The 26,232-nt window shown below is 70.1% G+C and carries 24 protein-coding genes and 1 pseudogene; 5 read left to right on the forward strand and 20 right to left on the reverse strand.

The window, feature by feature from the left end; all coding sequences use genetic code 11:
* Window positions 1-954, forward strand: a 954-nt coding sequence (locus FLM69_RS07415) for a Wadjet anti-phage system protein JetD domain-containing protein (protein WP_141843687.1), incomplete at its 5' end; no start/stop codon positions are given.
* A gap of 12 nt (window positions 955-966) precedes the next feature.
* On the opposite strand, the gene FLM69_RS07420 is transcribed toward FLM69_RS07415, so the two are convergent.
* The 13 genes and pseudogenes from FLM69_RS07420 to FLM69_RS07485 all read right to left on the reverse strand — a co-directional run bounded on the left by FLM69_RS07420 (window position 967) and on the right by FLM69_RS07485 (window position 11,948).
* Window positions 967-1,719: a metal-dependent hydrolase gene (locus FLM69_RS07420; RefSeq protein ID WP_135019589.1), complete on the reverse strand. Its 753-nt coding sequence runs from the start codon at window positions 1,717-1,719 to the stop codon at window positions 967-969.
* Between the two features lie 177 nt (window positions 1,720-1,896).
* On the reverse strand, window positions 1,897-2,631 hold the full coding sequence (locus tag FLM69_RS07425) for an LrgB family protein (RefSeq protein ID WP_135019590.1): 735 nt from the start codon (window positions 2,629-2,631) through the stop codon (window positions 1,897-1,899).
* Complete coding sequence (locus FLM69_RS07430) at window positions 2,628-2,990, reverse strand: CidA/LrgA family protein (RefSeq protein ID WP_002855541.1); 363 nt, start codon at window positions 2,988-2,990, stop codon at window positions 2,628-2,630. Before FLM69_RS07430 ends, FLM69_RS07425 begins: the two co-directional genes overlap by 4 nt.
* Window positions 2,987-3,694, reverse strand: coding sequence for a GntR family transcriptional regulator (locus FLM69_RS07435; protein ID WP_135019591.1), 708 nt, complete (start codon window positions 3,692-3,694; stop codon window positions 2,987-2,989). The genes FLM69_RS07430 and FLM69_RS07435 overlap by 4 nt, the downstream gene beginning before the upstream one ends.
* Window positions 3,695-4,096: 402 nt before the next feature.
* Window positions 4,097-5,314, reverse strand: a complete 1,218-nt coding sequence (locus tag FLM69_RS07445; RefSeq protein ID WP_141843691.1) for a Fic family protein — start codon at window positions 5,312-5,314, stop codon at window positions 4,097-4,099.
* A gap of 109 nt (window positions 5,315-5,423) precedes the next feature.
* Window positions 5,424-7,076 carry an RNA-binding domain-containing protein gene (locus tag FLM69_RS07450; protein ID WP_141843693.1) on the reverse strand — a complete coding sequence of 551 codons (1,653 nt, stop codon included), beginning with the start codon at window positions 7,074-7,076 and terminating at the stop codon, window positions 5,424-5,426.
* A gap of 111 nt (window positions 7,077-7,187) precedes the next feature.
* Entirely contained in the window at window positions 7,188-7,553 is a 366-nt protein-coding gene (locus FLM69_RS07455; protein WP_088477507.1) for a serine/threonine protein phosphatase, read from the reverse strand.
* 182 nt (window positions 7,554-7,735) lie between these two features.
* A pseudogene (locus FLM69_RS07460) lies at window positions 7,736-8,161 on the reverse strand (RES domain-containing protein); the annotation flags it as partial.
* A complete protein-coding gene (locus FLM69_RS07465) occupies window positions 8,085-8,492 on the reverse strand; it encodes a DUF6176 family protein (RefSeq protein WP_141843695.1) in 408 nt (135 codons plus the stop codon). The pseudogene FLM69_RS07460 and the gene FLM69_RS07465, both read right to left, overlap by 77 nt.
* Window positions 8,493-8,577: 85 nt before the next feature.
* Window positions 8,578-9,498: an Abi family protein gene (locus tag FLM69_RS07470; RefSeq protein ID WP_236601310.1), complete on the reverse strand. Its 921-nt coding sequence runs from the start codon at window positions 9,496-9,498 to the stop codon at window positions 8,578-8,580.
* A gap of 228 nt (window positions 9,499-9,726) precedes the next feature.
* Complete coding sequence (locus FLM69_RS07475; RefSeq protein WP_135019596.1) at window positions 9,727-10,236, reverse strand: hypothetical protein; 510 nt, start codon at window positions 10,234-10,236, stop codon at window positions 9,727-9,729.
* A gap of 360 nt (window positions 10,237-10,596) precedes the next feature.
* The gene (locus FLM69_RS07480; RefSeq protein WP_141843698.1) at window positions 10,597-11,199 is read right to left on the reverse strand and encodes a helix-turn-helix domain-containing protein; all 603 of its coding nucleotides are present in this window, start codon (window positions 11,197-11,199) and stop codon (window positions 10,597-10,599) included.
* A gap of 164 nt (window positions 11,200-11,363) precedes the next feature.
* The gene (locus FLM69_RS07485; protein ID WP_135019597.1) at window positions 11,364-11,948 is read right to left on the reverse strand and encodes a GNAT family N-acetyltransferase; all 585 of its coding nucleotides are present in this window, start codon (window positions 11,946-11,948) and stop codon (window positions 11,364-11,366) included.
* A gap of 51 nt (window positions 11,949-11,999) precedes the next feature.
* On the opposite strand from FLM69_RS07485, the gene FLM69_RS11725 reads away from it, so the two are divergent.
* Window positions 12,000-13,142 (forward strand): GNAT family N-acetyltransferase, encoded by a 1,143-nt coding sequence (locus FLM69_RS11725; RefSeq protein WP_135019598.1) that lies wholly within the window; start codon window positions 12,000-12,002, stop codon window positions 13,140-13,142.
* A 220-nt stretch (window positions 13,143-13,362) separates the two neighbouring features.
* On the opposite strand, the gene FLM69_RS07495 is transcribed toward FLM69_RS11725, so the two are convergent.
* Window positions 13,363-13,812 (reverse strand): hypothetical protein, encoded by a 450-nt coding sequence (locus FLM69_RS07495; protein WP_141843699.1) that lies wholly within the window; start codon window positions 13,810-13,812, stop codon window positions 13,363-13,365.
* A gap of 313 nt (window positions 13,813-14,125) precedes the next feature.
* Between FLM69_RS07495 and FLM69_RS07500 the strand changes: the two genes are divergently transcribed.
* The 3 genes from FLM69_RS07500 (at window position 14,126) to glpK (ending at window position 18,228) form a co-directional block, all read left to right on the forward strand.
* Window positions 14,126-15,901, forward strand: coding sequence for a glycerol-3-phosphate dehydrogenase/oxidase (locus FLM69_RS07500; RefSeq protein ID WP_141843701.1), 1,776 nt, complete (start codon window positions 14,126-14,128; stop codon window positions 15,899-15,901).
* The gene (locus FLM69_RS07505) at window positions 15,879-16,601 is read left to right on the forward strand and encodes an MIP/aquaporin family protein (RefSeq protein ID WP_141843703.1); all 723 of its coding nucleotides are present in this window, start codon (window positions 15,879-15,881) and stop codon (window positions 16,599-16,601) included. The genes FLM69_RS07500 and FLM69_RS07505 overlap by 23 nt, the downstream gene beginning before the upstream one ends.
* 94 nt (window positions 16,602-16,695) lie before the next feature.
* Window positions 16,696-18,228 (forward strand): glycerol kinase GlpK, encoded by a 1,533-nt coding sequence (gene glpK, locus FLM69_RS07510; protein WP_141843705.1) that lies wholly within the window; start codon window positions 16,696-16,698, stop codon window positions 18,226-18,228.
* Window positions 18,229-18,437: 209 nt separating this feature from the next.
* Here glpK and FLM69_RS07515 read toward each other — a convergent pair whose 3' ends face one another.
* From FLM69_RS07515 to FLM69_RS07540, 6 genes are all read right to left on the reverse strand, one after another.
* Window positions 18,438-18,974 carry a hypothetical protein gene (locus FLM69_RS07515; protein WP_061873093.1) on the reverse strand — a complete coding sequence of 179 codons (537 nt, stop codon included), beginning with the start codon at window positions 18,972-18,974 and terminating at the stop codon, window positions 18,438-18,440.
* 52 nt (window positions 18,975-19,026) lie between these two features.
* Window positions 19,027-19,809 carry a GIY-YIG nuclease family protein gene (locus FLM69_RS07520; protein ID WP_061867691.1) on the reverse strand — a complete coding sequence of 261 codons (783 nt, stop codon included), beginning with the start codon at window positions 19,807-19,809 and terminating at the stop codon, window positions 19,027-19,029.
* A 215-nt stretch (window positions 19,810-20,024) separates the two neighbouring features.
* Window positions 20,025-23,450: a DEAD/DEAH box helicase family protein gene (locus tag FLM69_RS07525; protein WP_228070676.1), complete on the reverse strand. Its 3,426-nt coding sequence runs from the start codon at window positions 23,448-23,450 to the stop codon at window positions 20,025-20,027.
* A 54-nt stretch (window positions 23,451-23,504) separates the two neighbouring features.
* Window positions 23,505-24,587, reverse strand: coding sequence for a restriction endonuclease subunit S (locus FLM69_RS07530; RefSeq protein WP_141843707.1), 1,083 nt, complete (start codon window positions 24,585-24,587; stop codon window positions 23,505-23,507).
* A complete protein-coding gene (locus tag FLM69_RS07535) occupies window positions 24,584-26,056 on the reverse strand; it encodes a class I SAM-dependent DNA methyltransferase (protein WP_141843709.1) in 1,473 nt (490 codons plus the stop codon). Before FLM69_RS07535 ends, FLM69_RS07530 begins: the two co-directional genes overlap by 4 nt.
* A 44-nt stretch (window positions 26,057-26,100) precedes the next feature.
* Window positions 26,101-26,232 (reverse strand): integrase core domain-containing protein (locus tag FLM69_RS07540; RefSeq protein WP_141843713.1); only part of this gene is annotated, 132 nt, incomplete at its 5' end.

Consider the following 26,232-nt stretch of genomic DNA (forward strand, 5'->3'; position numbering starts at 1 on the left):
CATACGAGAGGTAGCTCCGTCTCGTGGGCTCGGAGAGGTGTAAAAGAGACAGGGTCGGGCCCGTCGGCTGCGGGTGGGGCGGGGTCAGCCCCGCAGACACAGGACGACGACGACGAGGCCGCCGCCGACCCCCGCGAGCTGACACTCGCCGCGGCACTGCGGCGCCACGCGCAGCGCCTCACCGACCTGAGCGAGCCGGACTTCCTGCGCGTGGTCGCGGTGCTGGAGTGGCTGCGGACCACGCCCGTGCAGGGCCTGCGGCCGCGTCAGCTGCCGATCCGCGGGGTCGACTCGAAGTGGTTCGGGGCGCACCGCACCCTGCTGGAAGCGCTGCACGCGCCACAGGAGGGCGGTCTCGGGATCGTCGACGCCCACCCGACGGTGCGCGTCCGCATCCTCGATCCGGCCCTGCGCCCGGAGGGACTGCGTGATCTGGAGGTCCCGCTGGAGCAGGCCGCCGCGTGGCCGATCGCGCCCGCGCGCGTGCTCGTGGTGGAGAACAGCGAGACGCTGCTGTGTCTGCCGGACGCCCCGGGCGCCGTCGCCGTGTGGGGCCGGGGCTTCGACACCGCGGCAACAGTGCTGCCGTGGCTGCGGGGCGCGGAGCTGCACTACTGGGGCGACCTGGACTCCCACGGCTTCGCGATCCTCCACCGGTACCGCACCCGCCTGCCGCAGCTGCGCAGCGTGCTCATGGACGTCCGGACCCTCGAGGCGTTCCGCGACCTGTGCGTCCCGGATCCCACGCCCTTCCGTGGCGCGCTGGCCACGCTGACCTCGGACGAGGCGCGCGCGCTGGAGCGGCTGCGTGCCGAGGGCGACGTGCGGCTCGAGCAGGAGCGGGTCGGGTGGGACCACGCGCTCTCGGCGCTGGACGCGCACTTCGTCTTCTGCGACGCGGGCGATCGTGCCGCCGGTGGCGAGGACGCGGACGGTCGGCGGATCGCGTCATGACGGGGCCGCCGCTCAGAACAGTGCCGCCACCCCGCGAGCGGCGAGCGGGACGAGCCGCACGGCCCGCACCACGGTGAACGCGGTGACCACCGAGACGAGCACCCACTCCCGCCAGGACCCGGTTCGGCCGAGCAGCGGGAGCCGGAACCGTCCGGAGGACTGCCACCACCACAGGCGCGCGGGGGGCTCCGGGCTGAGCGGCCAGAGCAGGGCCACCCCGTTGTTGGTGAGGGCGTCGCCGAGGATGTGCACGCTCACGCCGACGGCCACGGAGGCGGGGATCCACCACAGCCCGTCGCTGAGGACGGTCGCCGACACCGCGACCAGGATGCCGAGTGCCCACGCGGCCCTCCATCCCCGGTTCGGGAGCAGTCGGAGGGCCTTGGCGGCCACGGCCGCCAGGAACGCGGCGATGACCCCCTGCCCCGGCGTGTAGACGTGCCCCGCGACCGGCACCTGGATGGAGGCGGCCGCCGTCGCGACGGCGGTGAACGCCGCGATCCCCACCAGCGAGTGTGTGCCGCGTCGATGCCCGCCGGCCACGTGGCGGATGCCGCGCGCCATCAGCTCGGTCACGGGCGGCAGGGCGTGGACGACGGTGGCGCGGGGGTGGTCCCAGTCGCTGATCATGGCCGCGCCGGCGGTGGTCGCGGCGCCGAGCAGCTGGAGTTCGGCGGGCAGGTGCAGCACGGCGATCGGCGACTGCCAGTGCGTGAGCGCCAGCCAGGCCGCGGCGCCGGTGGCCGCGTGGGACGGGCCCATCATGGGTGGGGTCCTCTCGTTCGCAGGACCGGGCCGCGTCACTGCGCCTGCGAGGGCCGGCGGACGGCCCGCGGGGAAGGAAGAGGACCAGGGTGGCAGGCGGGGCGGACACGGTAAGGACGCCGCCGCGGCTGGAGCGGGTCGAGGCGGCTGCCCGGCCGGGGGCGGCCACCCGGCCCCTCACCCCGTCATCGCCAGCACCAGCGGGGCCAGCAGGGCGGTGAGCACGCCGGAGCAGGCCATGGCGAGGGCGGAGAACGCACCGGTCTTCGGCCCCTCGGCGAGGGCACGGGCGGTGCCGATGCCGTGGGAGCTCACGCCGATGGCCAGGCCGCGCACGCGGGGGTCGCGCACGCGCAGCAGGTCGAGCACCCAGGGGGCGAGCACGGCGCCGAGCACGCCGGTGAGCACGGGGAGCACGGCGGCGAGGGAGACGATCCCGCCACCGGCGTCGGCCACCGCCATGGCGATCGGCGTCGTCGCGGACTTGGGGGCGAACGTGGCGGCCAGCGCGGCGTCCCCGCCCATCATCCGCACGATCAGCACGGCGCTCACCATGGCGGTCAGCGAGCCGACGGTGACCCCGACGGCGACCGGCAGCAGCAGCTTCCGGATGTCAGGGCCGGCCCGGTACAGGGGGACGGCGAGGGCCACGGTGGCGGGGCCGAGCAGGAAGGTGAGGTAGCTGCCGCCGATCATGTAGGTCTCGTAGTCGATGCCGGTCAGGGCCAGGAACGCGGCCACCAGCACGATCGTCACGAGCACGGGCGTGAGCAGGGCGGTCTGCCGGGCGGCGAGCCACAGACGGCGGGAGAGCACGGCGACGGCGAGGGTCAGCGCGATGCCGAACAGCGGTGTGTGCAGGAGCGCGTCCCAGGCCTCCGCGAGGGAATCGGTGAGTTCGGCGGCGTTCACTGTGCGTCCTCCTTGTCCGTGAGGCGGCGGGCGAGCGGGGCGGCGACGCCGGCGGTGACCACCAGCCCCAGCAGCCAGGGCACCACGAAGCCGACCAGCATCAGCGCCCGGTGTTCCCCGATGAGGCCCAGCACCGCGACGACGCCGACGCCCGCCGGGACGAACAGCAGCGGCAGGTGCTGGAGCAGGTGATGGCTCGCCGTCATCACCGGCGCGTCCTCGGCCGGCCGGCGCCACGCGAGCAGGCCGAGCAGCAGGAGCATGCCCAGCACGGCCCCGGGGATCGGCAGGTGCAGCGTGTCGGCCACGAGCGTGCCCGCCAGCTGGCAGAGCAGCAGGATCAGCAGACCCTCGATCATCGGGGTTCACCTGCCTCGGACGGGCCCACGGGGGGCAGGCCGGGGACGACGCCGCTCCCCGCGGCGTCGAGGTGCGCCTGCAGGGCGCGCTGGGCGTCTGCGGCGCGCCCGGCGGCCAGCTGCGCGCAGATCTCGGCGTGCCCATCGAGGAGGCGGCGGGCGACGTCGACGGATCCGCCGGTGGCGGCGTGGATCAGGCGGGCCAGGCGGGGGGCGAAGGTGCGCACGACCTCGTCGAAGGCGGCGTTGCCGCACGTGGCGATCACGTCCCGGTGGAACCGCACGTCCAGCGCGGAGAACGCCGCGAGGTCGCCGGCGTCCAGGGCGGCGCGCTGCTGCTCCAGGTTGGCGGTGAGCGTGGCGATGAGGGGCCCGACGGCGTCGGGCCGCGCGGCGACCGTGGCGAGGGCGGTGGACTCGAGGAGGCCGCGCAGGGCCGTGAGGTCGGCCACGCTCTGCGGCGTGAGGGCCTGCACGGCCGCGCCCTTCTTGGGGAGGAGCCGCACCAGGCCCCAGCGCTCGAGCTGGAGGAGGGCCTCCCGGGCCGGCGTCCGGGAGACGCCGGCCTCCGTGGAGAGCTGGACCTCGGTGAGCATCTCCCCCGCGGCGATCTCACCGCGGACGATGCGCCAGGCGACGTCGTGGGCCAGGCGGCCGGCAGCCGTGGCACGACTGCCCCATAAGGGGTCGGAGAGTGGAGTCATGCGGGCCAGAATAATCAGATGCATGCATGGATGTATGCATTGTGTCGGACTCGGAAGGGGCCGGGTGGGGAGGGGCATAAGATGCCGGCGCCTGTCGAAGCGGGCATGCGGGACGGCTGTCAGCCGAGTCCTGTGCCGGTCAGGGGTGCGCGGGGAGTACGCGGTTGCGGGCGGCCCCGCCCCTGACTGGCCGTTGCACACCGCGCGGCTGACGCTGCGCCCGTACCGGGAGGACGGCCTCGCCGGCCCTGCCGGATCGGTGTCCCAGCTGGACCTGGGGTTCGAGACGTACGGCCTGCACCGGGTGGTGGCGCAGATGGACGCCCGCAACCCGACGCCCGCCCGGATGGCCGGGGCACTACATACGGCACTGAGGCTGGTCAACCCTGTAGACCGCCCCCGTCAACCCCGCCGGCCCGCACGCGCGGCGAACTCGTCCAGACAGGCGAGCACCTCGGTGGCCAGCCACACCCGGTTCCGACGCTGGCTGGAGACCGGCTGCAGCACACCGGCCTCGACAAGCTGGTCCACGGCCCGCTGGGCGGCCGGGCGCGAGACACCCAGCGCCTGAGCCAGATGGTCCACAGTCACGGCGGGTTGCGCGATGATCACCGCGAGCGCCCGCCAGACCGCCGCGTCCCGCCGGGCGGTGAGCCGCTCGCGCCAGCCGGTCAGGGCCTCGTCCAGGTCCGCGACGAGTTCTCGGCCGTTGCCGACGGCGGCCAGGGCGGCCTGCGCGAAGCGGCGCACGATGGGCGCGGGGTCGCCGTCGCGGTAGGCGGTGAGGGCGTCGAAGTATCCGGCCGTGTCCGTGAGGAGTCCCGCGGAGAGGGGCACCCCCATACGGGTGATCGCGCCGGCCCGGTGCAACACGGCGTGCACGAGGACGCGCCCGGTGCGGCCGTTGCCGTCGGCGAACGGGTGGATGGTCTCGAACTGGGCGTGCGCGATGGCGGCCTGCACGAGGGCGGGTACGTCCGTGCGTCGCAGATAGGCGAAGAGATCGTCCATCCCGGCACGCAGGCGCTCCGGGTGGGGCGGGACGAACTGCGCCGTGTGCGGCGTGGGCGCCCCGCCCCCGATCCACCCCTGCGCATCGCGGTAGGCGCCCGGTCGGGCATGCTCCTGACCGTCCATGAGGGCACGATGGGCGGCCAGCAGGGCGGGCTCGTCCAGGTCGGCAGCCAGCCGGGAAGCAGCGCCCATGGCCCTCACGTTCGCCGCCACGAGCGCTGCGTTCGGGAGGGTGCGTTCGCCGAGAGTCGCCAGGGCGAGGGCTCGCGCGCCCGCGGTGATGTGCTCGATCCGCGAGGAGGACGCGGACTCAGTGCGCAGGAGCACCGCGTCGATCGGGGCGATCTCTCCCGTGAGCCCCGGGAGGGCGTGGCTGATCTCAGCATCGAAGCGCACGACGGCGGCCGTCGCCTCCTCGACCTCGGTCGCCAGATCAGAGGGCAGGTCGAGCCCGAGTCGGGCGATGCGGGCCGGGAGCGCGGCTCGATACGGGCCCGAGGCGCGCACGCGAGCGCGCCGGGTAAGGATGCCGGCGTCGTCGGGGTCCGCAGTCCAGGGGCGCTCCTCCGAGCCGATGGCCGTACTGGTAGTCCGATCCGTACCCATACGGGCATCGTACGCAACGATATGGATCGATCGTTGCGTAAGAGCCATCATTGTGCACGGACACTGCTGAGCCGCGCGATCGCCTCGGCGCGCGCGGCCGGGCACACTGCTACGAGCCCGGGAGCACGTAGTGCGCTGCGCGCCGCTCCCCACGCAATTCGAGGAGGCCTTCTTCCGTCATGCTCTTGAGCACCGCTCTCGCTGCCGTGGGCGCGATCTGGCACAGTTCAGCGGCCTTGCTTCGGGTAATGGACCCGAACTCGCGGACGTAGTCAGCGATCAGCCGCCGCTGCTGGATTCGGTCGACCGGACGCAGGCGCAGGTAGGCGGCTCGGTCTTCGGCCAGCTCGTAGAACCGCGCGGTCAGCATGTACCGCTGCGCCCGGCCGTTCCCACGCGCCTCCAGGACGCCGGCCTCGACGAGCGCGGTAGCCGCTCCGCGCACGTCCGCCACGGGAAGTCGAAGCCACTCCGCCACATCCGCCGAGCTGGCAGGCCCTCCGTGCTTGATCTCGTGGACCATTCGCAGCTCTGTCAGTGTCAGTGCGCGCTGACCCTCGTTCTGCCTGCGGGCAAGGAAGATCAGCAACTCCCTGTCCTCGTCATCCAAGGGGACGTCGACGATCACGGACCGCTGCGTGGAACGGCCGTAGTCCGGTGCGCCACGGCCGGCGCGGAGCTGCGAGGCGAACATGTCCTGCACGCCTTTTCCCCTGCGCTCGACGAGACCGGCGCGCTTGAACACGTTCGCCAGGGCGGGGCTGCGGGGAGCCGAGCGATTCAGGATGTTGACCGGTGAGACGTCGCGAGGGAACCCGCCAGGGCTCGCGACCGAGAACGTCGCCCCGGTGAAGGTCACCTGAATCGGCCCCACTTCGGCGTAGTCGCGGTGTACCAGTGCATTGGCGATCGACTCGCGTCGCACACTCTCTGACAACAGGGGGACATCCACACGGACGAGACCCACCTCTACGGGTGTGACGGAGTTCCGCAGTGCCAAGCGCGCCTCGATCTCCTCGAATGCACTCAACAGGGGAAGCAGCAGGTCTTCGTTTACCTCTAGACCATGGGGCCGGGAGTCCTGGAAGAGGACTTCTGCGGTGGGCGCCCACCGGCGCAGGGCCTCTGACGTGCCGAAGACAAGAATCGCGCCGAGGCTGATGCCGCCGTCGGGGGTGAGGAGGTCCAACGCCCGCAGCAGCTCCGCATCGGCGAGCTCCGCCAGCCCTTTGTCGCCGGCGGACTGGGCGGCGAGCCGCCGGAACCGATCGAACTCGCCTGGATCGAGGTGTGCCCACTCTGCTCCGCGCGCTTCCGCCCGGGCATAGTCCAGCCCGATCCCGTCGAACCCGGCCCGCAGGACGTCCATCGGTGTCATCGGCATGCACGCGGGGCGACCGTCCGGCCCCACGAGGCGCTTGACGAACAGCCCCTTGCGCGTACCGACGAACGAGGACTTCGCCTGGGGGACGGTGATGACCGCCACGTCTTTGCCCTCCCAGGGGACCACCTCGACGTCCACGCTCAACGGTGGCTCGATGCCGTTCTGGATGCGTCCAGCCAAGAGGTCTGCGTCCACAGGGCCGCCGTGGTCCCCCGTCGCCCCGACGACGGTGCCGTCGTCATCAACACCGACGAGGATCAGGCCCCCGGTTCCGTTCGCCATGCAGACGACGGCCTGGTAGAGGTCGTCCTTCCCCAGCCGTCGCTTGAATTCGACGTCCAGGGTCTCGCCCGCGGCGAGGAGAGGTCCAAGATCCATGCCATAAGTATCCATAGTTATGGAGCGATGAACCATCGTTCGCTTATGCTTGCCATAACTTTGAGCATCTTTGGTGCGCGAAACGCCCCGTAGCTCCTCTCGCGCCCCCTTTCACCCCGCCGGGCGCAGCCGCTCCGCGGGCAGGGTCAGGGTGATGCTCGCGGCGGGGTCGATGCTCTTGGCGACCTCCCCGACGGCGCCGTCCACCGTGGGTGCGATGGTCACCTGCGTGCGCGTGACCTCCTGGATGCGCACCCGCACGGGTTCGCCGATGCCGTCGGCCGGGTCGAGCAGCCAGTCCTCAGCGAGAGCACGCAAGCCGATCGTGTCGAGGACAGCCTCAGCCTCGTGCAGTTCCATGGGCTCGCCTCGGCGTCGGTGGAGGAGGTCGTGCGGCACGAAGAGGTCACCGACCATCTCGATGTAGCCGACGTGCTCGCCGTCGTCGGAACGCAGGTGGTCGAAGATGGCGGACATGGGGCCAGAGTAGCCGCGGGGATTGAACGTCCGAGGGGAGCCGTTCGCGTCACAACGTGCGCGTCACCCGGGGTGTGCCGTCCTCGTTCCACCGGAACAGGGTCAGGTGCCACAGCCCGGGCCGTGCGGGACGGGTCGATCAGCCCGTGCGCACCGGCCTCCTCCAGGCGGCGGCGGACCGCCCACGACGACGGCTCCTCCCCCACTTCCACGGCCGGCTTCCACGGGGCCATGGCGGCGGCGAGGTCGACGCCGAGAGCCGCGAGCGCCTCGGCGTCGCGCAGATCCACGATCCGTTCGGCGTGGACGTCGAAGGTCAGCAGCTCGCGCGGCGGGGTGGTCGCGTCCGTGTGAGCAACCATGGCCGCGTCCACTCCCTCCGGTGAGGAGCTGAGGTAGAGCGTGGGTGCGTCCGGCGGCGAGTACCGACCGGCGGAGCGGGAGCCGCGAAGGGCGCTATCGACGAACCGGGCCTCCACGGCGCGGTAGAACGTGCCAGCGACCGCGGTGAAGGGCGAGGGGGTCATGAGGTCACCCTGCCGGGGAGACGGACCGGCTGTCAGCCGGGTTCTGCGCGCCCGCCTCACTCCCCAGCGGCCGCATGGCATCCTCGAGCCGCTCGGGGCTCATGTGCACCTCGGGAATGAGCAGCAGGCTGGGCTCGTCGGGGTCGATGCACTCGCGCCAGTAGACGGCGTGGCGCTCGTCGAGACAGTGGGTGGAGTCGCTGAGCTCGGCACCGTCCTCGCCCTGGAGGGTGTACCACCACAGATACAGGGCGTCCCCGACGGTCTCGGAGAAGATCGTCTCCACGTACATCCGCTCGGGCTCCACGGTCTCGCGGAACGCCTCGGGGTTCTCCCGCAGGAACGCGATCCACTCGCGGGCACGCTCCTCCTTGCCGGCGCGGACGCGGAACCTCTCCATTTCGATCCTCATGGGCCGCCAGCCTACGGATCCTCCCGACGACGGCGGCGGGCCGCGGCCGTCTCCCTGGGATGAAGGACTCCCGCACTGGCCGCGCTCATCGGAGGTGACGAGACCAGAACGGATCCGAGGACCAGCCCACCGGAACGCCCATCCCGTGGAGGTTCATCTCGGGCCTGTCATGCAGGAGCTCGTACAGGCGGTCGGCCCAGCGGCTGCGCGGCGAGACCGTGTCCAGAAGGGACTGGAGCGAGACGAGCACCGGGTACAGACGCTGGCGGGACGCCTCGGGAACGGCCTCGGCACCGGAGAGCCACGAGATGGCGGGTGACTTGGGGATCATGGGGGTCACGCCGAGGCCCACATTCCAGAGGCGGCCGTGGTGGGCGCAGATGTTCCGCACGCGCACGTAGACCTGCAGCCACGAGGTGAGCACCGTGTCGGTCGACCCCACGCTGGCCGCCACCGCCACACGATCTGAGCGACGCGCGAGGTTGCGGTACAGGCCCGCCAGCTGCCCGATGGTCAGGGACTCCACCATGAGCCAGGACGGGGGCAGCTCCGGCTTCCGATAGGTCATCAGGTAGTGCTCCAGCGCCGAGGGGTGGTGGATCCGGTCATGACCGGACTCGGCCAACCCCAGCAGCCGGCTCCGTACCAGACGGCGGACGACGTCGAGGAGGTCAGCGTGCCGCTGTCGGTCGCGGAAGTGCGCGGCGTCGATGTACCAGTGCGCGTCGTCATAGGTCGTGGACATGTGGTCGGTCAGGGCTGCGCGGACCGCGACTTCCACACGCTCGAGGGCGTCGAGGCAATGAAGCCGCAGCTTGCGATCGAAGACGTACAGGTCCAGGACGTCGTCGAACTCGGCACCGGGGGTGAAGGTGTGAGTGGATCGCTCCGCCTGGAAGGGGATCGTGTAGGGGGAGAGCCGGTAGTACCCGAGGTGCCGCAGGTATCGGAGAGCGCGGTCCCGGTCCGGAACCACGAGCCCCCGGCTCTCAAGCTGCTCGAGCATCCGCTCGTGGGAGAGAGGGGGCTTCGTGAAGGTCTCCGACCCCCGTGCCCGCATGGTCCGTCCCACTTCACCCTCCCGTTCCGGCACGAAGCAGCGCCAGGCAAAGAAAAATCCCCCAAGTGCGCATCGTGGAGAGGCGTGGGGGATGTAGTGGGTTCAGTGTAGCACCTGAGAAGTCCGTGCCGATGCCGGGCCGGTGGAGCGGTCTGGGCACCCGGCCGCGCCCCCTCACAGCGCCAGAATCCAGCGGTCCTCGGGGCCAAAGACATGGAGGTCATCGCACGTGAAGCCGCGCAGCCTCGGGACGTGGTCCACCACGCGCAGGTACAGGCCGCGGTGCACGCCGGGCTCGTCGCCGAGGGACGGGCTGAGCACATGCGCGGAGCCGTCGGGCGCGCGGCCGTGCCGAAGCACGGAGTCCGGCGCGTTCGCCTGGTCCAGGGTGGCCATGCGCAGCAGCGGGGCGACGGTGGGCGGGCACTCCCGCAGGCCCGCCGCCTCAACCGCTCGCCGCAGCTCGGGGAGGGTGCCGCCGTCGGGCAAGCCGAGCTCGGCGAGCGTGCGCTCGACGACGGTCACTCGGATCGGCGCGTCGACGCGCACCCACGCGTCGGCGATCAACTGCTCGGCGGACGCGTTCATCTCGACGCCAACCGCGCGCAGGCGGGCGAGGAGGTCGGCGGGGTCCTCCGGTGCGAGGTCGAGCGTGAGGGAGTCCCCCGAGAGCAGGCGCGTCATGGGGCCATCCTGCCTCGACAGAAAACCGGCTGTAAGCCGGGCTCTGTGCGGGTCAGGTGCGGGATTCCCCCGCAAACGGAGAGAGGAGATGCTCCAGAGCCAGCAGTGACACCGCCCGGGGCACGCGTCACCCGGGGCGCGCCGTCCTCGTTCCGCCGGAACAGGGTCAGGTGCCACAGCCCGGGGGCCGTGCGAGACGGGTGTCGATCAGCCCGTGCGCACCGGCCTCCTCCAGGCGTCGGCGAGGTCGATGCCGAGGGTCGCGAGCGCCTCGGAGTCACGCAGGACCACGATCCGTTCGGCCTCCACATCCCGAACCGAGGCAGCGACCGGAGGAGCACTGCGCCGGCCCCAGCCAGGTCAGAGGGGGCGGCTCGTTCGACGGAACCGGTCCGCCCCGACGGTGAACGTGCGACCCTCGACGGGTTCCGGCAGCTCCTTGCCCTCGACGGCCTGGGGCGTGACGCGAGCGAGCACATGGCGGTTCTTCTCCTCCACCAGGTAGTAGGCGTCCCGGTTGCTGAGGCTGTCGCTGAGACCGAAGAGTCCGTAGGGGGTGTCGAAGGCGAGCATCAGCCCCCACTCGAGGAACTCCTGCACCCGGTTATTGGACCGCATCCGCGCGAGGGGGTAGATGGCCGCGTCAGGGAAGGCGTCGCGCACGGCCCGGTGACTCTTCGCGCCCAGGGGTCGACCGGCCGGCTTGTACGGCTCAAGGGAGGCGACGTCCACGGGATGCCGAAGCACGGCGGGCGCCGCGCCGTCCCCGGTGCCGTCCAGCAGATGGTCCACGCTGACGCCGAACAGGGCTGCCATCGCCCGCAGGTTGTCCACGTCGGGGATGCCGCGTCCCGCCTCCCACTTCGTCACTGCCTGCCGGGAGACGTGCAGCCGGTCCGCAAGCGCGGCCTGGGAGAGCCCGTTGCGGGTGCGGAGCTCCTTGATGCGCTGGGTGAGTGCCATGGCCCTGTCCTTTCCTGGAGGAGACGGTCACAGTCTGCATCGGGTTGTCCACCCAGGGGTATGCGGCGGGACGGAAGGGGGCGCTACCTGCCGGCGCACACCGGCTACGCCGCGTTGCCCCCGCTCTGACATGGGCGTTTATGGGGTGGGGCGGGTAAGGCAGCTCAGACTCGCGCGAGGAAGTCGGAGGCGAGCATCGCGTAGGTGACGCCGTCGACCCAGCCGCGCGTGAGGTGCAGCGACTCCTCCCGGAAGGTGCCCTCGTGTCGCAGGCCGACCTTCTCCATGACGCGCAGGCTGGGCGCATTGTCCGCGAAGGCCTCCGCCTCCACGCGGTGCACGCCCAGGCCTGTGAAGGCCAGCTTCAGCAGGGCGCCGGCGAGCTCGGTGGCGTAGCCCTGGCCGGCATGGGCCGGGTGGATGGTCCAGCCGATCTCCGCCTGTGCGTCGCGGGCCTCCTCGCGAGGGCCGCCCTGGCTCCACGCGTCCTGCACGGCCAGCTTCCCCACGCCGATGATCGCCTCGCCCGCGCGGACCGTCAGTCGGTCGCCGGCGGCGAGGTAGCTCTCCCGAAGCTCGGCGGCGGACCCAGCCCGCCCCGACGTCCACGTCCAGACCTCCTGGAGGCAGCAGAAGTCGAAGACGGCAGGGGCGTCGTCGGCGGCGAACGGGGTGAGCGTCAGGCGCTCGGTGCGCAGCGGGAAGACGACGCCGCGGCGCGCGGCGAGGTCGGCGAAAGGGGTGGGCATGGGGCCACGGTAGCGGGCGGCGGTGACGTCCCCTCCCCTACTCTCGGCCCCATGGACGTCACCTTCACTCCACTCGACCCGGCAGGCGCCGACCGGGACGCGCTCGTCGCCCTGCTCACCGAGAACGCGTGGCCGTTCCACACGCGCCCGCGCGTCACCCGGCCGGAGGCGGAGAAGGCCGTCGATGGCGGCGCCTGGGAGGATGAGGACCACCGCACCTTCTGGATCGAGCATCCCGAGCACGGCCGCGTCGGCGTGGTGCGCCTGGAGGACCTCACGGACCCCACCCCCTTGTTCGACCTGCGCGTGGCGGAGCGGTTCCGCGGGCGCGGGCTCGGCGCGCAGATCCTCACCGCGATCACCCGGCACGTCTTCGAGACGATGCCTGCGGTGGACCGCTTCGAGGGCCAGACCCGCGAGGACAACGTCCCCATGCTGCGCACCTTCCGCCGGGCCGGCTGGGTCAAGGAGGCGCACTACCGGCGCGGCTGGCCCGTGGACGGCGGCGAGCCGCTCGCGTCCGTGGCCTACGCAATGTTGCGCCAGGACTGGGCGTCCGGCACGACGACGCCGGTCCCCGCCGACGTCGACGCCCCGCCCCCGGCGGGGCGCAAGGAGGGCGCGGCTGCGGGCGGCCGCGCCCCTGACTGGCCGTTGCCCACCGCGCGGCTGACGCTGCGGCCGCACCGGGAGGACGACCTCGGCTGGTTGCAGGAGATGTACACGCAGCCCGAGGTGGTGCGCCACCTGCTGGACGAGCCCTGGGACGAGGCGACCGCGCGGGCGAAGCTGGCCAAGCGGATCACGTGGGACGACCTCGGCGGCCCATCCGGGGCGGTGTCCCTGGTGGTGGAGCACGCGGGCGTCCCCGTGGGTGACGTGATCCTGTGGCTGACGGACCGCGAGCGCGGTGTCGCGGAGATCGGCTGGGCACTGGATCCGCGGCATGCCGGTCAAGGCTTCGCCCGGGAGGCCGCGGCTGCGCTGCTGGACCTGGGGTTCGAGACGTCTGGCCTGCACCGGGTGGTGGCACAGATGGATGCCCGCAACACGGCGTCCGCCCGACTGGCCGAGACGCTCGGGATGCGTCGAGAGGCACACCACCGGCAGGACCTGTGGAGCAAGGGCGAGTGGACGGACACCCTCGTCTACGCGATGCTCGCGAGCGACCGGGGGGTGAGGGGCCATCTATGACGACGAAGGCAACGTCAGCTCCGGAAGAACCGCCTCGGGCCCCGTGGCGAAAGAGAAATCCCCCACGTGCGCATCGTGGAGAGGCGTGGGGATGCGGTGATGTGAACGTTCGCATCCATGCGCACCGAGGTCGGCGTGTCGGGCGCAATCCGTGCCGCCGAACGGACTTCTACGCTCACCCCATGCAGCTCGAGACCGTGAGGGGGTGGACTCGCGAGGCTCACCAGGTGTGCGGACCGAGGTCCTCGAGGATCTCCAGGTCGAGAAGCCACTCGTCAGGGCGGGGAGTCTCGGGGAGCACCGGCTCGTAGGCGCCGACGTAGACGACCTCCCCCAAGCCGAGGCCGGTGGCCTCCTCTGGCTCAAGGATCGTCAGGTCAGCGTGGCCGGGGACGCGGTCGATCTCGGCGAGCCGCCCCGAGGGCCACACCTTGTGTGCCGCCCTCACCACGGCCCGCACACGACGCAACGGGATCGACCCGGCGGGGCTGCCGTCGTCGTGATGGGTGACGACCCAGCCTGCAGAGACCAGGGGCCCAGCCTGACTCACTCCCCGGGAGGGCAGCAGGATCAGCTCGTGGACTTCCCCCACGGCGATCGGGTCACCGCAGCATTCCTGCTCCCAGTCCGAGAGCGAGGCGCGGCCGACGGCGCCGACGGTGATGTCCATGGTCGGAGTGTAGGGGCGGGGCCTCACCCGTGGGCACGCGTCGCCCGAGGCGCTCCGCCCTCGTTCCAGCGGAACAGGGTGAGGTGCCACAGTCCGGGGACCGTGCGAGACGGGTCACCTCCACGCGGGCCAACGTGCCCCTGTACGAGCCGCTCGGGTTCCGCGAGACCGTACCCGACGCGTGCATACCCGCGACCCGGGAGTGACATCATGGACCTCGGCTCGCGCTGATACCGGATCTCGTGATATGACACCAGGTATCGTGAGCCACGCCACTACACTGTGCCTCCACCGATAAAGGAGCAACCCCTCCATGCCGACCCTGCGAACCGTCCCCCTCTCCGCCGCCACGCGGGAGGATCACCTCGCCCGCCTCCGGGCCACCAGCCCGGAGGCCCCCCTCGACATCCTGATCGTGGGCGGCGGCTCCACCGGCGTGGGCGCCGCGTTCGACGCGGCCACCCGCGGCCTCGACGTGGGCATCGTCGAGGCCCGCGACTGGGCCTCCGGGACGTCGTCCCGCTCCTCCCGCCTCATGCACGGTGGCCTGCGCTACCTCGAGATGCTGGACGTCAAGCTGGTGTACGAGGCGCTGCGTGAGCGCGACCTGCTGCTCACCCAGACCGCGCCCCACCTGGTGCGCCCCCTGCGCTTCGTCTTCCCGTTCTTCCACAAGGTGATCGACCGCGGCTTCATCGGCGCCGGGGTCACCATGTACGACGCCATGCAGTCGCTCGGACGTCGCCGCGCGATGGGCGCGCACCGCCATCTCAGCCGCCGCTCCATGGCCGCGACCTTCCCCTCCCTCGATGACGAGAAGATCGTCGGCGCGGTCGAGTACGCCGACGCCCAGTTCGACGACGCCCGCCTGGCCATGATGCTCGTGCGCTCCGCCGTGGACCACGGCGCCGTGGCCGCCAACTACACCGCCGTCACCGGCTACCTGCGCGGCGACGACGGCCGTGTGCAGGGCGTGCGTGTCCGCGAGGAGACCTCCGGCGAGGAGTTCGACGTGCACGCGCGCGCCGTCATCCTGGCCGGGGGCGTCTGGACCCAGGAGCAGCAGGAGCTGGCCGAGGCCGACGGCGGCCTCGAGGTGCTCGCCTCCAAGGGCGCCCACATCACCGTGCCCCGCGACCGCATCCGCGCCGACGCCGCCACCGGCGTGATCACCAAGACGGAGAAGTCCGTGCTGTTCCTCATCCCGTGGGACGAGTACTGGGTGATCGGCACCACGGACACCCCGTGGGCGGAGGACGTGGCCCATCCGGCCGCCACCGCGGACGACATCGACTACATCCTCGAGCACGCCAACGCGGTGCTGAAGGAGGACCTCACGCGAGACGACGTGATCGCCACGTACGCCGGCCTGCGCCCGCTCCTGCAGCCGGTCACCGGGTCCGACGGCGGCTCCACCAAGATCTCCCGTGAGCACACCGTCACCGAGGTGGCCCCCGGCCTCACCGCCGTGGCCGGCGGCAAGTGGACCACGTACCGGGCCATGGCCGAGGACGTCGTGGACTTCGTGGTGCGCGAGACCCACCCGACCCGTCCCAGCCTCACCGAGCGCATCCCCGTGCTCGGCGGCCTCGGCTACTCGGAGATCGAGGCGGAGGCGGACCGCATCGCCGCCGACTACGGCCTGGACGAGGCCCGCGTGGACCGGCTCCTGTTCCGCTACGGCACCGTGCTGCGCCACGTGCTCGACCTGATCGACGCAGACCCGTCCCTGAGCGTCCCTCTCGCCGAAGCGCCGCGCTACCTGCGCGCCGAGATCGTCCACGCGGCCCGGGCCGAGGGCGTCGTCCACCTGGACGACGTCATCGAGCGCCGCACGCGCCTGTCCACCGAGGTCCGTGACCGCGGCGTCGCGGCGGCCGCGGAGATCGCGTCCCTCGTGGCCCCCGAGCTGGGCTGGGATGAAGAGCGCATCGCCGGTGAGATCCGGGCGTACAAGGACCTCGTCGCCGCCCGCCTCCGCGGCGAGACCGCCCACGACGACGTCACCGCCGCCGCCGCGCTCGCAGCTGCCGACGCCGCCCCCGTCCACGGAAAGGAGCCCGTCCATGGGCACGATCTTCCTGCATGAGATCGCCGGCACGGCCATCCTCCTCCTGCTCGGCGTCGGCGTCGTCGCCAACGTCGTCCTGACGAAGACCAAGGGCAACGGCGGAGGCTGGCTGCTCATCAGCTTCGGCTGGGGGCTGGGCGTCTTCGCGGGCGTCTACGTCGCTGCCGCGACCGGTGCGCACCTGAACCCCGCCGTGACCGTCGGCCTGCTCGTCAGCGGCGCCGAGGAGTACGCCCCCGGCATCGCCGTGACCCTCGGCACCACGCTCGCGTACTTCGCGGCGCAGCTGATCGGCGCCTTCCTCGGCGCGGCCCTGGCCTGGCTGGCCTACCGCGACCACTACCAGGCGGAGACGGACCAGGGCGCGATCCTGGGCACCTTCGCCACAGGCCCCGAGATCCGCAACCCGCTGTGGAACATGGTCACCGAGGTGATCGCCACGTTCGTCCTGGTGTTCGTGATCCTGCTCTTCGGCTCCACCCCCTCCGGGCTCGGCCCGCTCGCGGTGGCCCTGCTCGTCGTCGCGATCGGCGCGAGCCTGGGCGGCCCCACGGGGTACGCCATCAACCCGGCTCGAGACCTGGGCCCCCGCCTGTTCCACGCCGTCGCGCCGATCCGGCACAAGGGCAGCTCGGACTGGGGCTACGCCTGGGTGCCGATCGTCGGCCCGCTCGTCGGCGCCGCCCTGGCCGGCCTCGCCGCGCCGCTGTTCGTCTGAGCGGTCTGCCCGTCCAACCCCGGCGGGCACGTTCCCCTGCGGGAACGTGCCCGCCACCCCCACACCCCCGTGACCACCTACGAAGGAGTAGGACATGACCACCCCCCGCTACGTGATGGCCATCGACCAGGGCACCACGTCCACGCGCGCGATCCTCTTCGACCACAGTGGGGCCATCGTGTCCACTGGTCAGCGCGAACACGAGCAGATCTTCCCGCGCGCCGGCTGGGTAGAGCACGACCCGGTGGAGATCTGGACGAACACCCGCGAGGTCATCGGCGAGGCCCTGGCCCGCGCCGAGGTGACCCGACACGACGTCGCCGCCGTGGGCATCACCAACCAGCGTGAGACCACCGTGGTGTGGGACCGCAACACCGGCAAGCCGGTGTACAACGCCATCGTGTGGCAGGACACCCGCACCGACCACCTCTGCGAGCGCCTGGCCGGCGACGACGGCGCGGACCGCTACAAGGAGCGCGTCGGACTGCCCCTGGCCACGTACTTCTCCGGCCCCAAGGTGGCCTGGATCCTGGAGAACGTGGACGGTGCCCGGGAGGCCGCCGAGAACGGCGACCTCATCTTCGGCACCACGGACTCGTGGCTCGTGTGGAATCTCACCGGCGGCGGCGAGGGTGGCCGACACGTCACCGACGTCACCAACGCCTCCCGCACCATGCTGATGAACCTGGACACCCTCGACTGGAACGAGGAGATCTGCGCGGACATGGGCATCCCGATGTCCATGCTCCCGGAGATCGTCAGCTCCTCCGCCGAGGTGGGCACCGTATCCGGCCAGCAGCTGCTGCGCGAGACGCCGATCACCGGCATCCTGGGCGACCAGCACGCGGCGACCTTCGGCCAGGCGTGCTTCGAGGTCGGCCAGGCCAAGAACACGTACGGCACCGGCAACTTCATGCTGATCAACACCGGCGAGGAGCCGGTGCACTCGGACAACGGCCTGCTCACCACGGTGGCGTACCGCATTGGCGACCAGAAGCCGGTGTACGCGCTGGAGGGCTCGATCGCCGTCACCGGCTCGCTGATCCAGTGGCTGCGGGACAACCTCGGGATGATCGGCAGCGCCCCGGAGGTCGAGACCCTGGCCGCCGGCGTGGAGGACAACGGCGGCGTCTACTTCGTCCCCGCGTTCTCCGGCCTCTTCGCCCCGCACTGGGACGCCGCGGCCCGCGGCGCCATGGTGGGCATGACCCGTTACGTCAACAAGGGGCACATCGCCCGCGCGGCGCTCGAGGCCACCGCCTTCCAGAGCCGCGAGGTCCTGGACGCCATGAACGCGGACTCCGGCGTGGACCTCACCGAACTGAAGGTCGACGGTGGCATGGTCGCCAACGAGCTGCTCATGCAGTTCCAGGCGGACCTGCTGCGCGTGCCCGTCGTGCGCCCCAAGGTCATCGAGACCACCGCTCTCGGCGCCGCCTACGCCGCAGGCCTGGCGGTGGGGTTCTGGGCGTCCCAGGACGAGCTCGTGGCCAACTGGGAAGAGGACAAGCGCTGGGAGCCCACCATGGACGAGGAGGAGGCTGAGCGCGCCCTGCGGCTGTGGAAGAAGGCCGTGGAACGCTCCCGCGACTGGGTCGACGAGGACGTCGAGTCGGCCCAGAGCTGAGCCGTCCGATCCGTAGGCCGGTCCGGCCGGCCCCGTGCGCCCCGTGCGCCCCGGGCCGGTCCGGGCCGACCCGGCCCCTCCGGAAGGACCCCGAGCAGCACTACCCCCTCGTCGGCCGCCTGCGCGCGGAGCGGGGCGGAGTCGGTGCCGTTGCCATCGGCGCAGTGGCCAGGCCCGAGGCGCCCGGCTGCTCCGACGTCAAGCTGTCCTCACCCAGGGCGTCCTCTTCCCCCGCCGCTTCCGCCCAAGGCGGCGGTGGCCAGGCAGGCGAAGTAGTCCGCATCCACGTGTCGGCCGTCCTTGATGGCGCTCCGATGTGGAATCTCCTCGGAGATGTTCTCCTCGTCCGCGTTGTTCGCCGAGGCCACCACCCTTTCGAGGCCAGCCACCTCGGGCCGGAGTTCGCGCGCCCGTCGTCGCATCCTGCCCTCGCCGGTCCACTCATGGGTGCGTTCGGTGAGGGCGTCGAATGGGTTCTCACACGCCGACAATCGGCGTGCTCGTTCGACGACGTTGGACGCCAGGATGCCCCGGAGCATCGTCGTCTTGCCGGTTCCGGGGAGGCCGTTCACGCCCATCAGACCTGACCCGCCCGCCTCGACGACCTCGGCCCGCGCGACGACATCAATGCGGGCGGCTTGCTGGTGCCCCGTGTGCTCGTGGGCGGTCACATTCGAGGAACTCAGCGGTGGCTGCAGTGCCGGGATGGCGCGCTTGTCCTCCTCCCCGAGGCTCGGCGCGGGCATTCCATCCCCCCCGTCTGCCCTTCGCTCTCTCCCCCAGGACAACGACGTCCGTTCAGTTCCGGTTCAGCCCGAACCGGCGCGTCATCAGAGCGTCCTTGTAGTGCTTCTCCGCGGCGTCGATCTGGGCCTGCGGGGTATTGGAGCCGAACACGCGCAACAGGCTGAACGTGTACCGCTCCGGTTGGGCGGGGTCGAGCTCCAGGGCATCCCGGAGGGCGACGTTCCCGCCATGCCCGTCACGGGCGTAGGCCTCCCACCGCCCGAGCACACCACGCTCGCCGTCGGCCTTGCCGACGTAGCACTGGCCCGCGGTCTCGTCGGCGATCAGGTAGATCCCGCGTACGGCCTGCAGGGCGGTGCGCCAGCCTGCGTAGCGGGTCTCGGTCACCATTGACTGCAGGTCCCCGTAGCTGAGCAACACGTGGTCGAAGCCGGGGAACGCCTCGGTGGTGGGGTCGGCGATCTCCAGGACGGGGAACCGCGACGCCAGGGGGCCGCGCTTGGCCCAGTTCACGGGGTCTGCGGACCACTCCACCACCAGGCGCTCCTCGAGGGAGGCCAACAGCGGCACCGGCGCAACGTCGTAGTACCGGTGCCGCTCCGTGCGCTCAGCCACGGCCTCCCCGCGGTTCTCGTACACGGCGGTGAGGCGAGAACGACGCCCGCCCTCCCCCATGAAGATCAGCCAGTGGCGGGCGGGCTCCTTCGGGAACTTCCCCACGTGGTGCTGCTCCCGCGTGTAGGCGAGCACCCGCTCCGGCGTGGCTGCCGCCCGCGATGGCAGCCCCGACTCCTTGTAGGTGTGGCGGATGGCCAGGATGGTGGATGAACTCATTGACCGGGCCAACGAAAAAAAGACCTCGAGAACCAACGTTTCCTCGCCGGTCTGGCCCACGAGCAAATGCGTGCGGTCCTGAGCACCACGGGCCTAGCCCATTGGCACAGCAGGCATCATCGCAGTCGCCGCCATCACTGGTCCGGATGGGCTCAGACAGATTGGTCAGATGTTGCCCCAGGTCGCTCAGCGCGCCGTCCGCAAGTAGTCCGTCCTCAGGCCACCTTCCCCGCTTCCACCTCGGCCCGCGCCCGCACCTCGGCCAGTACGGCCACCACGGCGTCCGCAGCATCCTGCGGATACACGGCATCGACGCCACCCAGTGCGAGATACGGGTCCTCGTAGAGCCGACCCGGGTCCACCACGCCGTTGCGCACCAGGTCGTCCACGAGCATGCGGGTGAAGCGGATCTGGCGCGTGGTCCACCTGCCCTCGTCCAGGAACGCGGCCAGCGCCTCTTCCGCGGCCCGCCGCTCCAACCCCACAAGACTGCGCACGAAGACGCCCAGCTCGGCGCCGGCGTGCTCACGCACCCAATCCAGCTCCGGCCGGTCAGATCCGCCCGCCGCCACCAGCATGCGACCGAGCTCCTCGAGATCCGTGGCCGTCAGCGGCTGGTTGCCGCGGAGCTTCCGCAACGCCAGGGTGTCCTCCTCGGCGCGCAGGAAGGCCATGGCCTTCTCGCGGTAGCGCTCCCAATTCATGCCCGGCCGTGCCGGCACCACGACCACCTCGTCGATCTCCCCCAGGGTGTCCACGAAGTCCGTGTACACCGGTGAGGAGCTCAGCCTCGGCAGGAACACCACCAGTCCGCGCAGGCTCTCCCGCAGCGCCTCCACGTCAACGACGCCAGCGCCTTCCCACCACAGGTCTTCCGCAACGGAGCGCAGCAGGGACTCTTCCACCTTGACGGCTGGGATAGCCAGCTGACTCAGCAACGCACCCGCGACCTCCTGGACGGATCTGCGGCAACGCTCCGCCAGGGCGGCATCACCGTCCAGGGTGGCCAACTGCCAGCGCAGGGTCACGAGGTCGAAGCGCTTCGCTGCTTCGTCCGGGTCACGCAGCGTGGAGGGCAGTCCGGCCACATGGTCGGCGAGTTCGTCGACATCCTCGGCGGTCACCGCGGCCCACGCATCGGGCTCGGACCAGCGCTCCACGTGGCGCCGGTGCTTGCGCACCAGCAGGTTCTGCATCGGCATGCCCTCCACGTAGGAGTGCAGCCAGGTGGCGTGGGCCTGGCGTACGACGCTGGCCGAGCCCGCCTCCCCATCGCCCTCGCGCGCATCCAGGGCCGCCACAATCCCGGCCCGTGCCTCGAACAACCGCTGGGTAAGGGACTTCTGCACGGAGGACCCCGGCTCGGGGAGATCCTGGTTGAAGTAAGGCAGGTTCTCTCCGAAGTCGAAGACGGTGAAGTTCTTCTTGTCCTGCCCGGGCCCGAACAGATCGGGACACAGGCGGGTGCCGCGGCCGATCATCTGCCAGAACTTGGTCTTGGAGTGGACCACCTTGAACAGCACCAGGTTCACCACCTCAGGGATGTCCACCCCGGTGTCCAGCATATCCACGCTGATGGCGATATGTGGGGCCTTGTCCGAGTCGGAGAAGTCATCCAGCAGTGCGTCGTTGAACGCGGTCTTGCTGGTGATCACCCGTGCGAACGTCCCGCCCAGCTCGGGGAACCGCGCGTTGAATCGACGCTCGATGAAGTCGGCATGATTCTGGTTCTTCGCGAACACGATGGTCTTGCCGAGCCGGTCACCGCCGGCCACCTTCTGACCGCGCTCCATGAGCAGCTCCAGGACCTTGTCCACGGTGTCTTCGTTGAAGAGGAACCTGTTGACCTGCTCGGAGTCCACGCTGTCCGGGGGGCCGTCCTCGCCCCAATCCAGCGCGTCCCACTCGGCCTTCTCCTCGTCGGAGAGGTCGGCGTAACGGATCCCCTGGCGCAGGAACTCCGTCCCCGCGGACACCCCCAGCGGCGGCACCAGGTACCCCTGCTCCACGGCCTCCTCAAGGTCGAAGGCGAAGGTGGGCACCCCGTCCTCGAGGTGGAACAGCCGGTAGGTGTTGTGGTCCACCTCGTCCTTGGGTGTAGCGGTGAGGCCCACCAGCAGGGAGTCGAACCAGTCGAAGATCGCGCCGTACTTCTGATAGACGGAGCGGTGGGCCTCGTCGATGATCACGAGGTCGAAGTACCCGGCGCCGAACCTCCGCGTCCCACCGTCCTGCCCGTCGTGCTCCAGCAGATTGAGCATGGTCGGGTAGGTCGCGGTGTAGACCCGCCCCTCCCCGCGCTTCTCGTCCTGCAGGTTCACGACGGCGGTGTCCGGCAGGTTCGCGGCAAACGCCCGTTTGGCCTGCCGTACCAGGGCCGTCCGGTCCGCGAGGAACAGGACCCGCTTGACCCAGTTCCCCCGAATCAGCTGGTCCACGAGGGCGATGGCGGTCCGGGTCTTGCCGGTGCCGGTGGCCATGACCAGCAGGGCATCGCGCTGGCGGGCGGCGAGGGCCTGCCCGACGGCGGAGATCGCCTCCAGCTGGTATGGCCGTCCCGCGATGTCCACGTTGACCGGCACGTCCGTAAGGTCCTGGCGGACGGTACGCCGCTGGATGAGGCGCTCGAGCTCGTCGGCGGTGAAGAACCCTTCAATCTCACGGGGCGGGTAGCCGCCGGCCTCGCCGAAGGCCGCATCGTCCCAGAACCAGTGGTCATAGCCGTTGGTGTAGAAGATCAGCGGGCGGCGAGCGAACTGCGCTTCAAGGGCGTCAGCGTATCGGCGGGCCTGTTCCTGGCCTTCGAGCGCGCTCTTGGTGGTGCGCTTGGCCTCCACCACGGCCAGGGGCAGACCATCGGCTCCCCAGAGAACGTAGTCCACACGCCCGGTGCCGCCGGGGGTGGGCAACCCGGTGACGGGGTACTCGCGGTCGCGAGCCTGGTCGAGGGGCCACCCGGACTCGGCGAGGAGGAGGTCGATGAAGAGAGAGCGGGTCTCCGCCTCTGCGTAGTCGTAGTCGTGAAGGTCGGGGAGTTCGCTGGTGGTGGCGGCGGCCTGGGCGGCGGCGATCTGCTCCCGCAGGGCCTGGATCTCGGCCTCGTACGCGGCGGCCTGCTGCTCGTTCTGCTCGCGGAGACGGGCGTTGTCCTCGTCCTGCTTCTTGAGCCGGGCAATCACGGCGTCGAGCTGCTCCACGCTCATGGCGGCCTTCTGCGGGGCAAGTGCGTGGTCGAACTGCGCACCGGTGGGCACGGCCTCCGGGTGCGGGCCGTGGTGGAACGCGGCCCAGACGAGCACGTGGAACAGCTCGCGCAGGATGGTGAGGGCGGCGCGGGCATCCAGCACGGAATCCTTGTGAACGGCGTTGTTGCCGGCCTTACGGAGGAAGTTGAGCTTGTCCACCACCGGGCGTCCGGCCAGGCCGGTGAAGGCTACCCCGTTGATGAGGCCGGAGAGGTCGGTCTTGTACGGGTCCTCGAGGCGATGGGTGGCGTAGACGAACTCGACGACCCGTTCGACGCAGCGCCGGGCATAGAACGCGGCCGCGCGCGGGTCGGTGCTCATGTAGCCCTCGGCCTGCGCAGCGTCCTCGTGAGCAACGGGGAGCGCCCGCTCCACCCAGTCCATGTTGCCTGCCATCAACACCCTCTCCGGCAGCTCACCACCGAGCCGCCCACTGTCATCCTGCCGGATTCACAGCTCCCCGCGGAATGCCCTGTGTTGGAGCGACGCGAACAGCTCGTCCTCCAACGCCAGTGCCCGCTCGACACGCGCTCGCTGCACGTCGATCTTCTCGACGACGGCGGCGAATTCTCTCTGCATATTGAGAGACACGTCCGGGATACGCAACTGCAACGTCCGTTTGATGTCGAGGTTGCTGATATTCGTCGTCTTATTGCCAAAGCTTCGCACGGTCGCTTGGACTCTGTCACTGTTGAACCAGGCGTAGAGGAAAGTCGGGTCGACGTCGGGGCCGGGACGAAGCGCTGAAACGAATCCGCCGATAGCCGACGGCTCCGGCAGGGAGTCAACGAAACAGCATTTTCCTACGAGGTTGTAGCTGTTCGCACTGGACACTAAGGTGTCCCCCTCTTGCAGATACTTTGCCTCGTTCTTGATGAGCTCTGCCGGGATGCGAATAAGATCCGAACTGTCCAGGCGCTTCTGCACATTCTTCGTACGCATCACGGGGACACCTGACTCAGCCACATCTTCGGGCTTGAAGGTGACGCCTCGTACGAAAGACGCAAGCTCCGATAGGGGCTGCCCGGGACCGGCCTCCCGGACGCGATCAGCGAACGCCACCTGGACAAGAGCAGCCAGTCGCTCGAGTTGCGCCCGCCGGCGCGACCGCTGCTCGTCAGCCTGGTCCAGAATCGCCGAAATGCGCCTTTGCTCCTTGAGATCAGGAAGCCTAATCGAGAGACGATACACATCATCCCGATTCAATCCTGGCACTGCCGCTGATTTATTCATTCCCTTGAGACCGAGAGCGCTAAGGATCCAATACAGCCACCGAAGATCGACGCCCTCCCCGAGAGGCACCGCCTCGTAGGCAGTATCTATAGGCCAAACATCACCGGGCACCCAGGTGACCGACCCGATTGACCCCTTCCTTCCTACGACAATCGCGGGGCCCGAACTGAGGGCTTGATCATGGAACCCCACGACGCCACTGGAGCCCACGACGGCAACAGGCCCCCCTCGGCGATCACCCTGTTTCAGCGCTTTCCCGTACTTAAGGGAAACAATGTCACCCAGCTTCACCGTCTTCACCGCAGCATCCCCTTGAGCTCCGCAGTCCCAGCGGCAATCTCGGCGTCGAGCTGTTCGAGGTCGACGAGGATCTCCAGCGGGTCCCGGTGCTCGACCTCCTCGATCTCCAACTCCCTGTACCGGTTCAGGGAGAGGTCGTACCCCTGCTCCACGATGTCCGCCTTGGGCACCAGGAAGGACTGCGCGGTCCGCGGCCGGTCCTTCTCTCCTGCCGGGTTCTGCCACCGCTGAACGAGGTCCGGCAGGTCGTTGGCCTCCACCGGCGTGCGCTTGTCGTCCAGCGAGAACCCATCGGCGCGGACGTCGTAGAACCAGACGTCGTCCGTGCTGCCGGGACCGTCGTTGCGGAAGAAGAGGATCGCCGTCGAGACCCCTGCGTAGGGCTTGAACACACCCGCAGGCAACTTCACCACCGCCTGCAGGTGATGGTCCTCCACCAGCATCCGGCGCAAGTCCTTGTGGGCCTTAGACGAGCCGAACAGCACCCCCTCCGGGACGATCACCGCCGCACGACCGCCCGGCTGCAACAGCCGCAGGAACAGGGCCAGGAAGAGCAACTCCGTCTTCTTCGTCTTCACCACGCGCTGCAGGTCAGAGCTGACGCCCTCGGCGTCGAGGGACCCGGCGAACGGCGGATTGGCGAGGATCAAGCTGTATTTGCCAGCGTCGCCGTCGCTAGCACCCTGGGCCAGGGAGTCCCGGTACGCGATGTCCGGGGACTCCACCCCGTGCATGAGCATGTTCATGCTGGCGATGCGCAGCATGGTGCTGTCGAAGTCATATCCGTGGAACATGCGCCGGTTGAAGTGCAGCCGCTGGTTCATGTCAAAGAAAAGTTCCGGGTGTTCCTCCCGCAGATACTCCGACGCGCCGACGAGGAACCCTGCCGTGCCACATGCCGGGTCCACGATCACGTCCTCCGGGGTGGGCGCCGTCATCCGCACCATGAGGTCGATGATGTGCCGCGGCGTGCGGAACTGGCCGTTCCGTCCCGCGGTGGAGAGCTTGGAGAGGAGGTATTCGTACAGGTCACCGGTGGTGTCCCGGTTTGTGAGGGGAAGCTTGTCGATCAGATCCACGGCGGTGGCGAGCATGCGCGCGTTGGGGATGGTGAAGCGGGCGTCTCGCATGTGGTGCGCGTAAGTGGAGTCCTCCCCTCCAATCTGCTGGCCGAGACGGCGCAGGAACGGGAAGACCTCGCGGTCCATGCGGGCGAAGAGTTCGTCCGAGGCGACGTTCTTCAGCTGGTGCCAGCGGAGGTGCTGGTGGTCGGCGTCGAAGATCGTCGTCTCCACCGGTTGGTTCGTGCGGCGCGCCTTGGCCTCGGCTTGCGTCTGTGCCTCATCCAGGCGACGCAGGAACAGCAGGTAGGTGATCTGCTCGATCACCTCAAGAGGGTTGCTGATGCCACCCGTGGCGAAGGCGTCCCAGACGCGGTCAACCTGGTTTTTGAGAGTTCCGGTGATCACGACGCGAGTGTACGGGGTGGGGCTTACAGCGTCCCAGGCGATGACTAGGTGTAAGAGGTCATGACGTTGTTGACTCGGGCCGGGGCCAACGAGGCCGGAGGAGCGTCTCCGCAGGAGGTATGAGGCCGATGGTAGTTGTAGTGGTTCACCCACACCGCCAGGGCCTCACGCCGAGC

The organism is Micrococcus sp. R8502A1 (genome assembly GCF_006704135.1).
GTDB lineage: Bacteria > Actinomycetota > Actinomycetes > Actinomycetales > Micrococcaceae > Micrococcus > Micrococcus luteus.

Coding starts and splice junctions, on each gene's coding strand:
- FLM69_RS07485 (WP_135019597.1), bottom strand. CDS start 11,948: ATGCCCACCCCTTTCGCCGACCTCGCCGCGCGCCGCGGCGTCGTCTTC.
- FLM69_RS07450 (WP_141843693.1), bottom strand. CDS start 7,076: ATGGATCTTGGACCTCTCCTCGCCGCGGGCGAGACCCTGGACGTCGAA.
- FLM69_RS07525 (WP_228070676.1), bottom strand. CDS start 23,450: ATGGCAGGCAACATGGACTGGGTGGAGCGGGCGCTCCCCGTTGCTCAC.
- FLM69_RS07445 (WP_141843691.1), bottom strand. CDS start 5,314: ATGGGTACGGATCGGACTACCAGTACGGCCATCGGCTCGGAGGAGCGC.
- FLM69_RS07495 (WP_141843699.1), bottom strand. CDS start 13,812: ATGGACATCACCGTCGGCGCCGTCGGCCGCGCCTCGCTCTCGGACTGG.
- FLM69_RS11725 (WP_135019598.1), top strand. CDS start 12,000: ATGGACGTCACCTTCACTCCACTCGACCCGGCAGGCGCCGACCGGGAC.
- FLM69_RS07515 (WP_061873093.1), bottom strand. CDS start 18,974: ATGCCCGCGCCGAGCCTCGGGGAGGAGGACAAGCGCGCCATCCCGGCA.
- FLM69_RS07430 (WP_002855541.1), bottom strand. CDS start 2,990: ATGATCGAGGGTCTGCTGATCCTGCTGCTCTGCCAGCTGGCGGGCACG.
- FLM69_RS07480 (WP_141843698.1), bottom strand. CDS start 11,199: ATGGCACTCACCCAGCGCATCAAGGAGCTCCGCACCCGCAACGGGCTC.
- glpK (WP_141843705.1), top strand. CDS start 16,696: ATGACCACCCCCCGCTACGTGATGGCCATCGACCAGGGCACCACGTCC.
- FLM69_RS07505 (WP_141843703.1), top strand. CDS start 15,879: ATGGGCACGATCTTCCTGCATGAGATCGCCGGCACGGCCATCCTCCTC.
- FLM69_RS07500 (WP_141843701.1), top strand. CDS start 14,126: ATGCCGACCCTGCGAACCGTCCCCCTCTCCGCCGCCACGCGGGAGGAT.
- FLM69_RS07435 (WP_135019591.1), bottom strand. CDS start 3,694: ATGACTCCACTCTCCGACCCCTTATGGGGCAGTCGTGCCACGGCTGCC.
- FLM69_RS07470 (WP_236601310.1), bottom strand. CDS start 9,498: ATGCTCGAGCAGCTTGAGAGCCGGGGGCTCGTGGTTCCGGACCGGGAC.
- FLM69_RS07420 (WP_135019589.1), bottom strand. CDS start 1,719: ATGATGGGCCCGTCCCACGCGGCCACCGGCGCCGCGGCCTGGCTGGCG.
- FLM69_RS07455 (WP_088477507.1), bottom strand. CDS start 7,553: ATGTCCGCCATCTTCGACCACCTGCGTTCCGACGACGGCGAGCACGTC.
- FLM69_RS07465 (WP_141843695.1), bottom strand. CDS start 8,492: ATGAGGATCGAAATGGAGAGGTTCCGCGTCCGCGCCGGCAAGGAGGAG.
- FLM69_RS07520 (WP_061867691.1), bottom strand. CDS start 19,809: ATGAGTTCATCCACCATCCTGGCCATCCGCCACACCTACAAGGAGTCG.
- FLM69_RS07475 (WP_135019596.1), bottom strand. CDS start 10,236: ATGACGCGCCTGCTCTCGGGGGACTCCCTCACGCTCGACCTCGCACCG.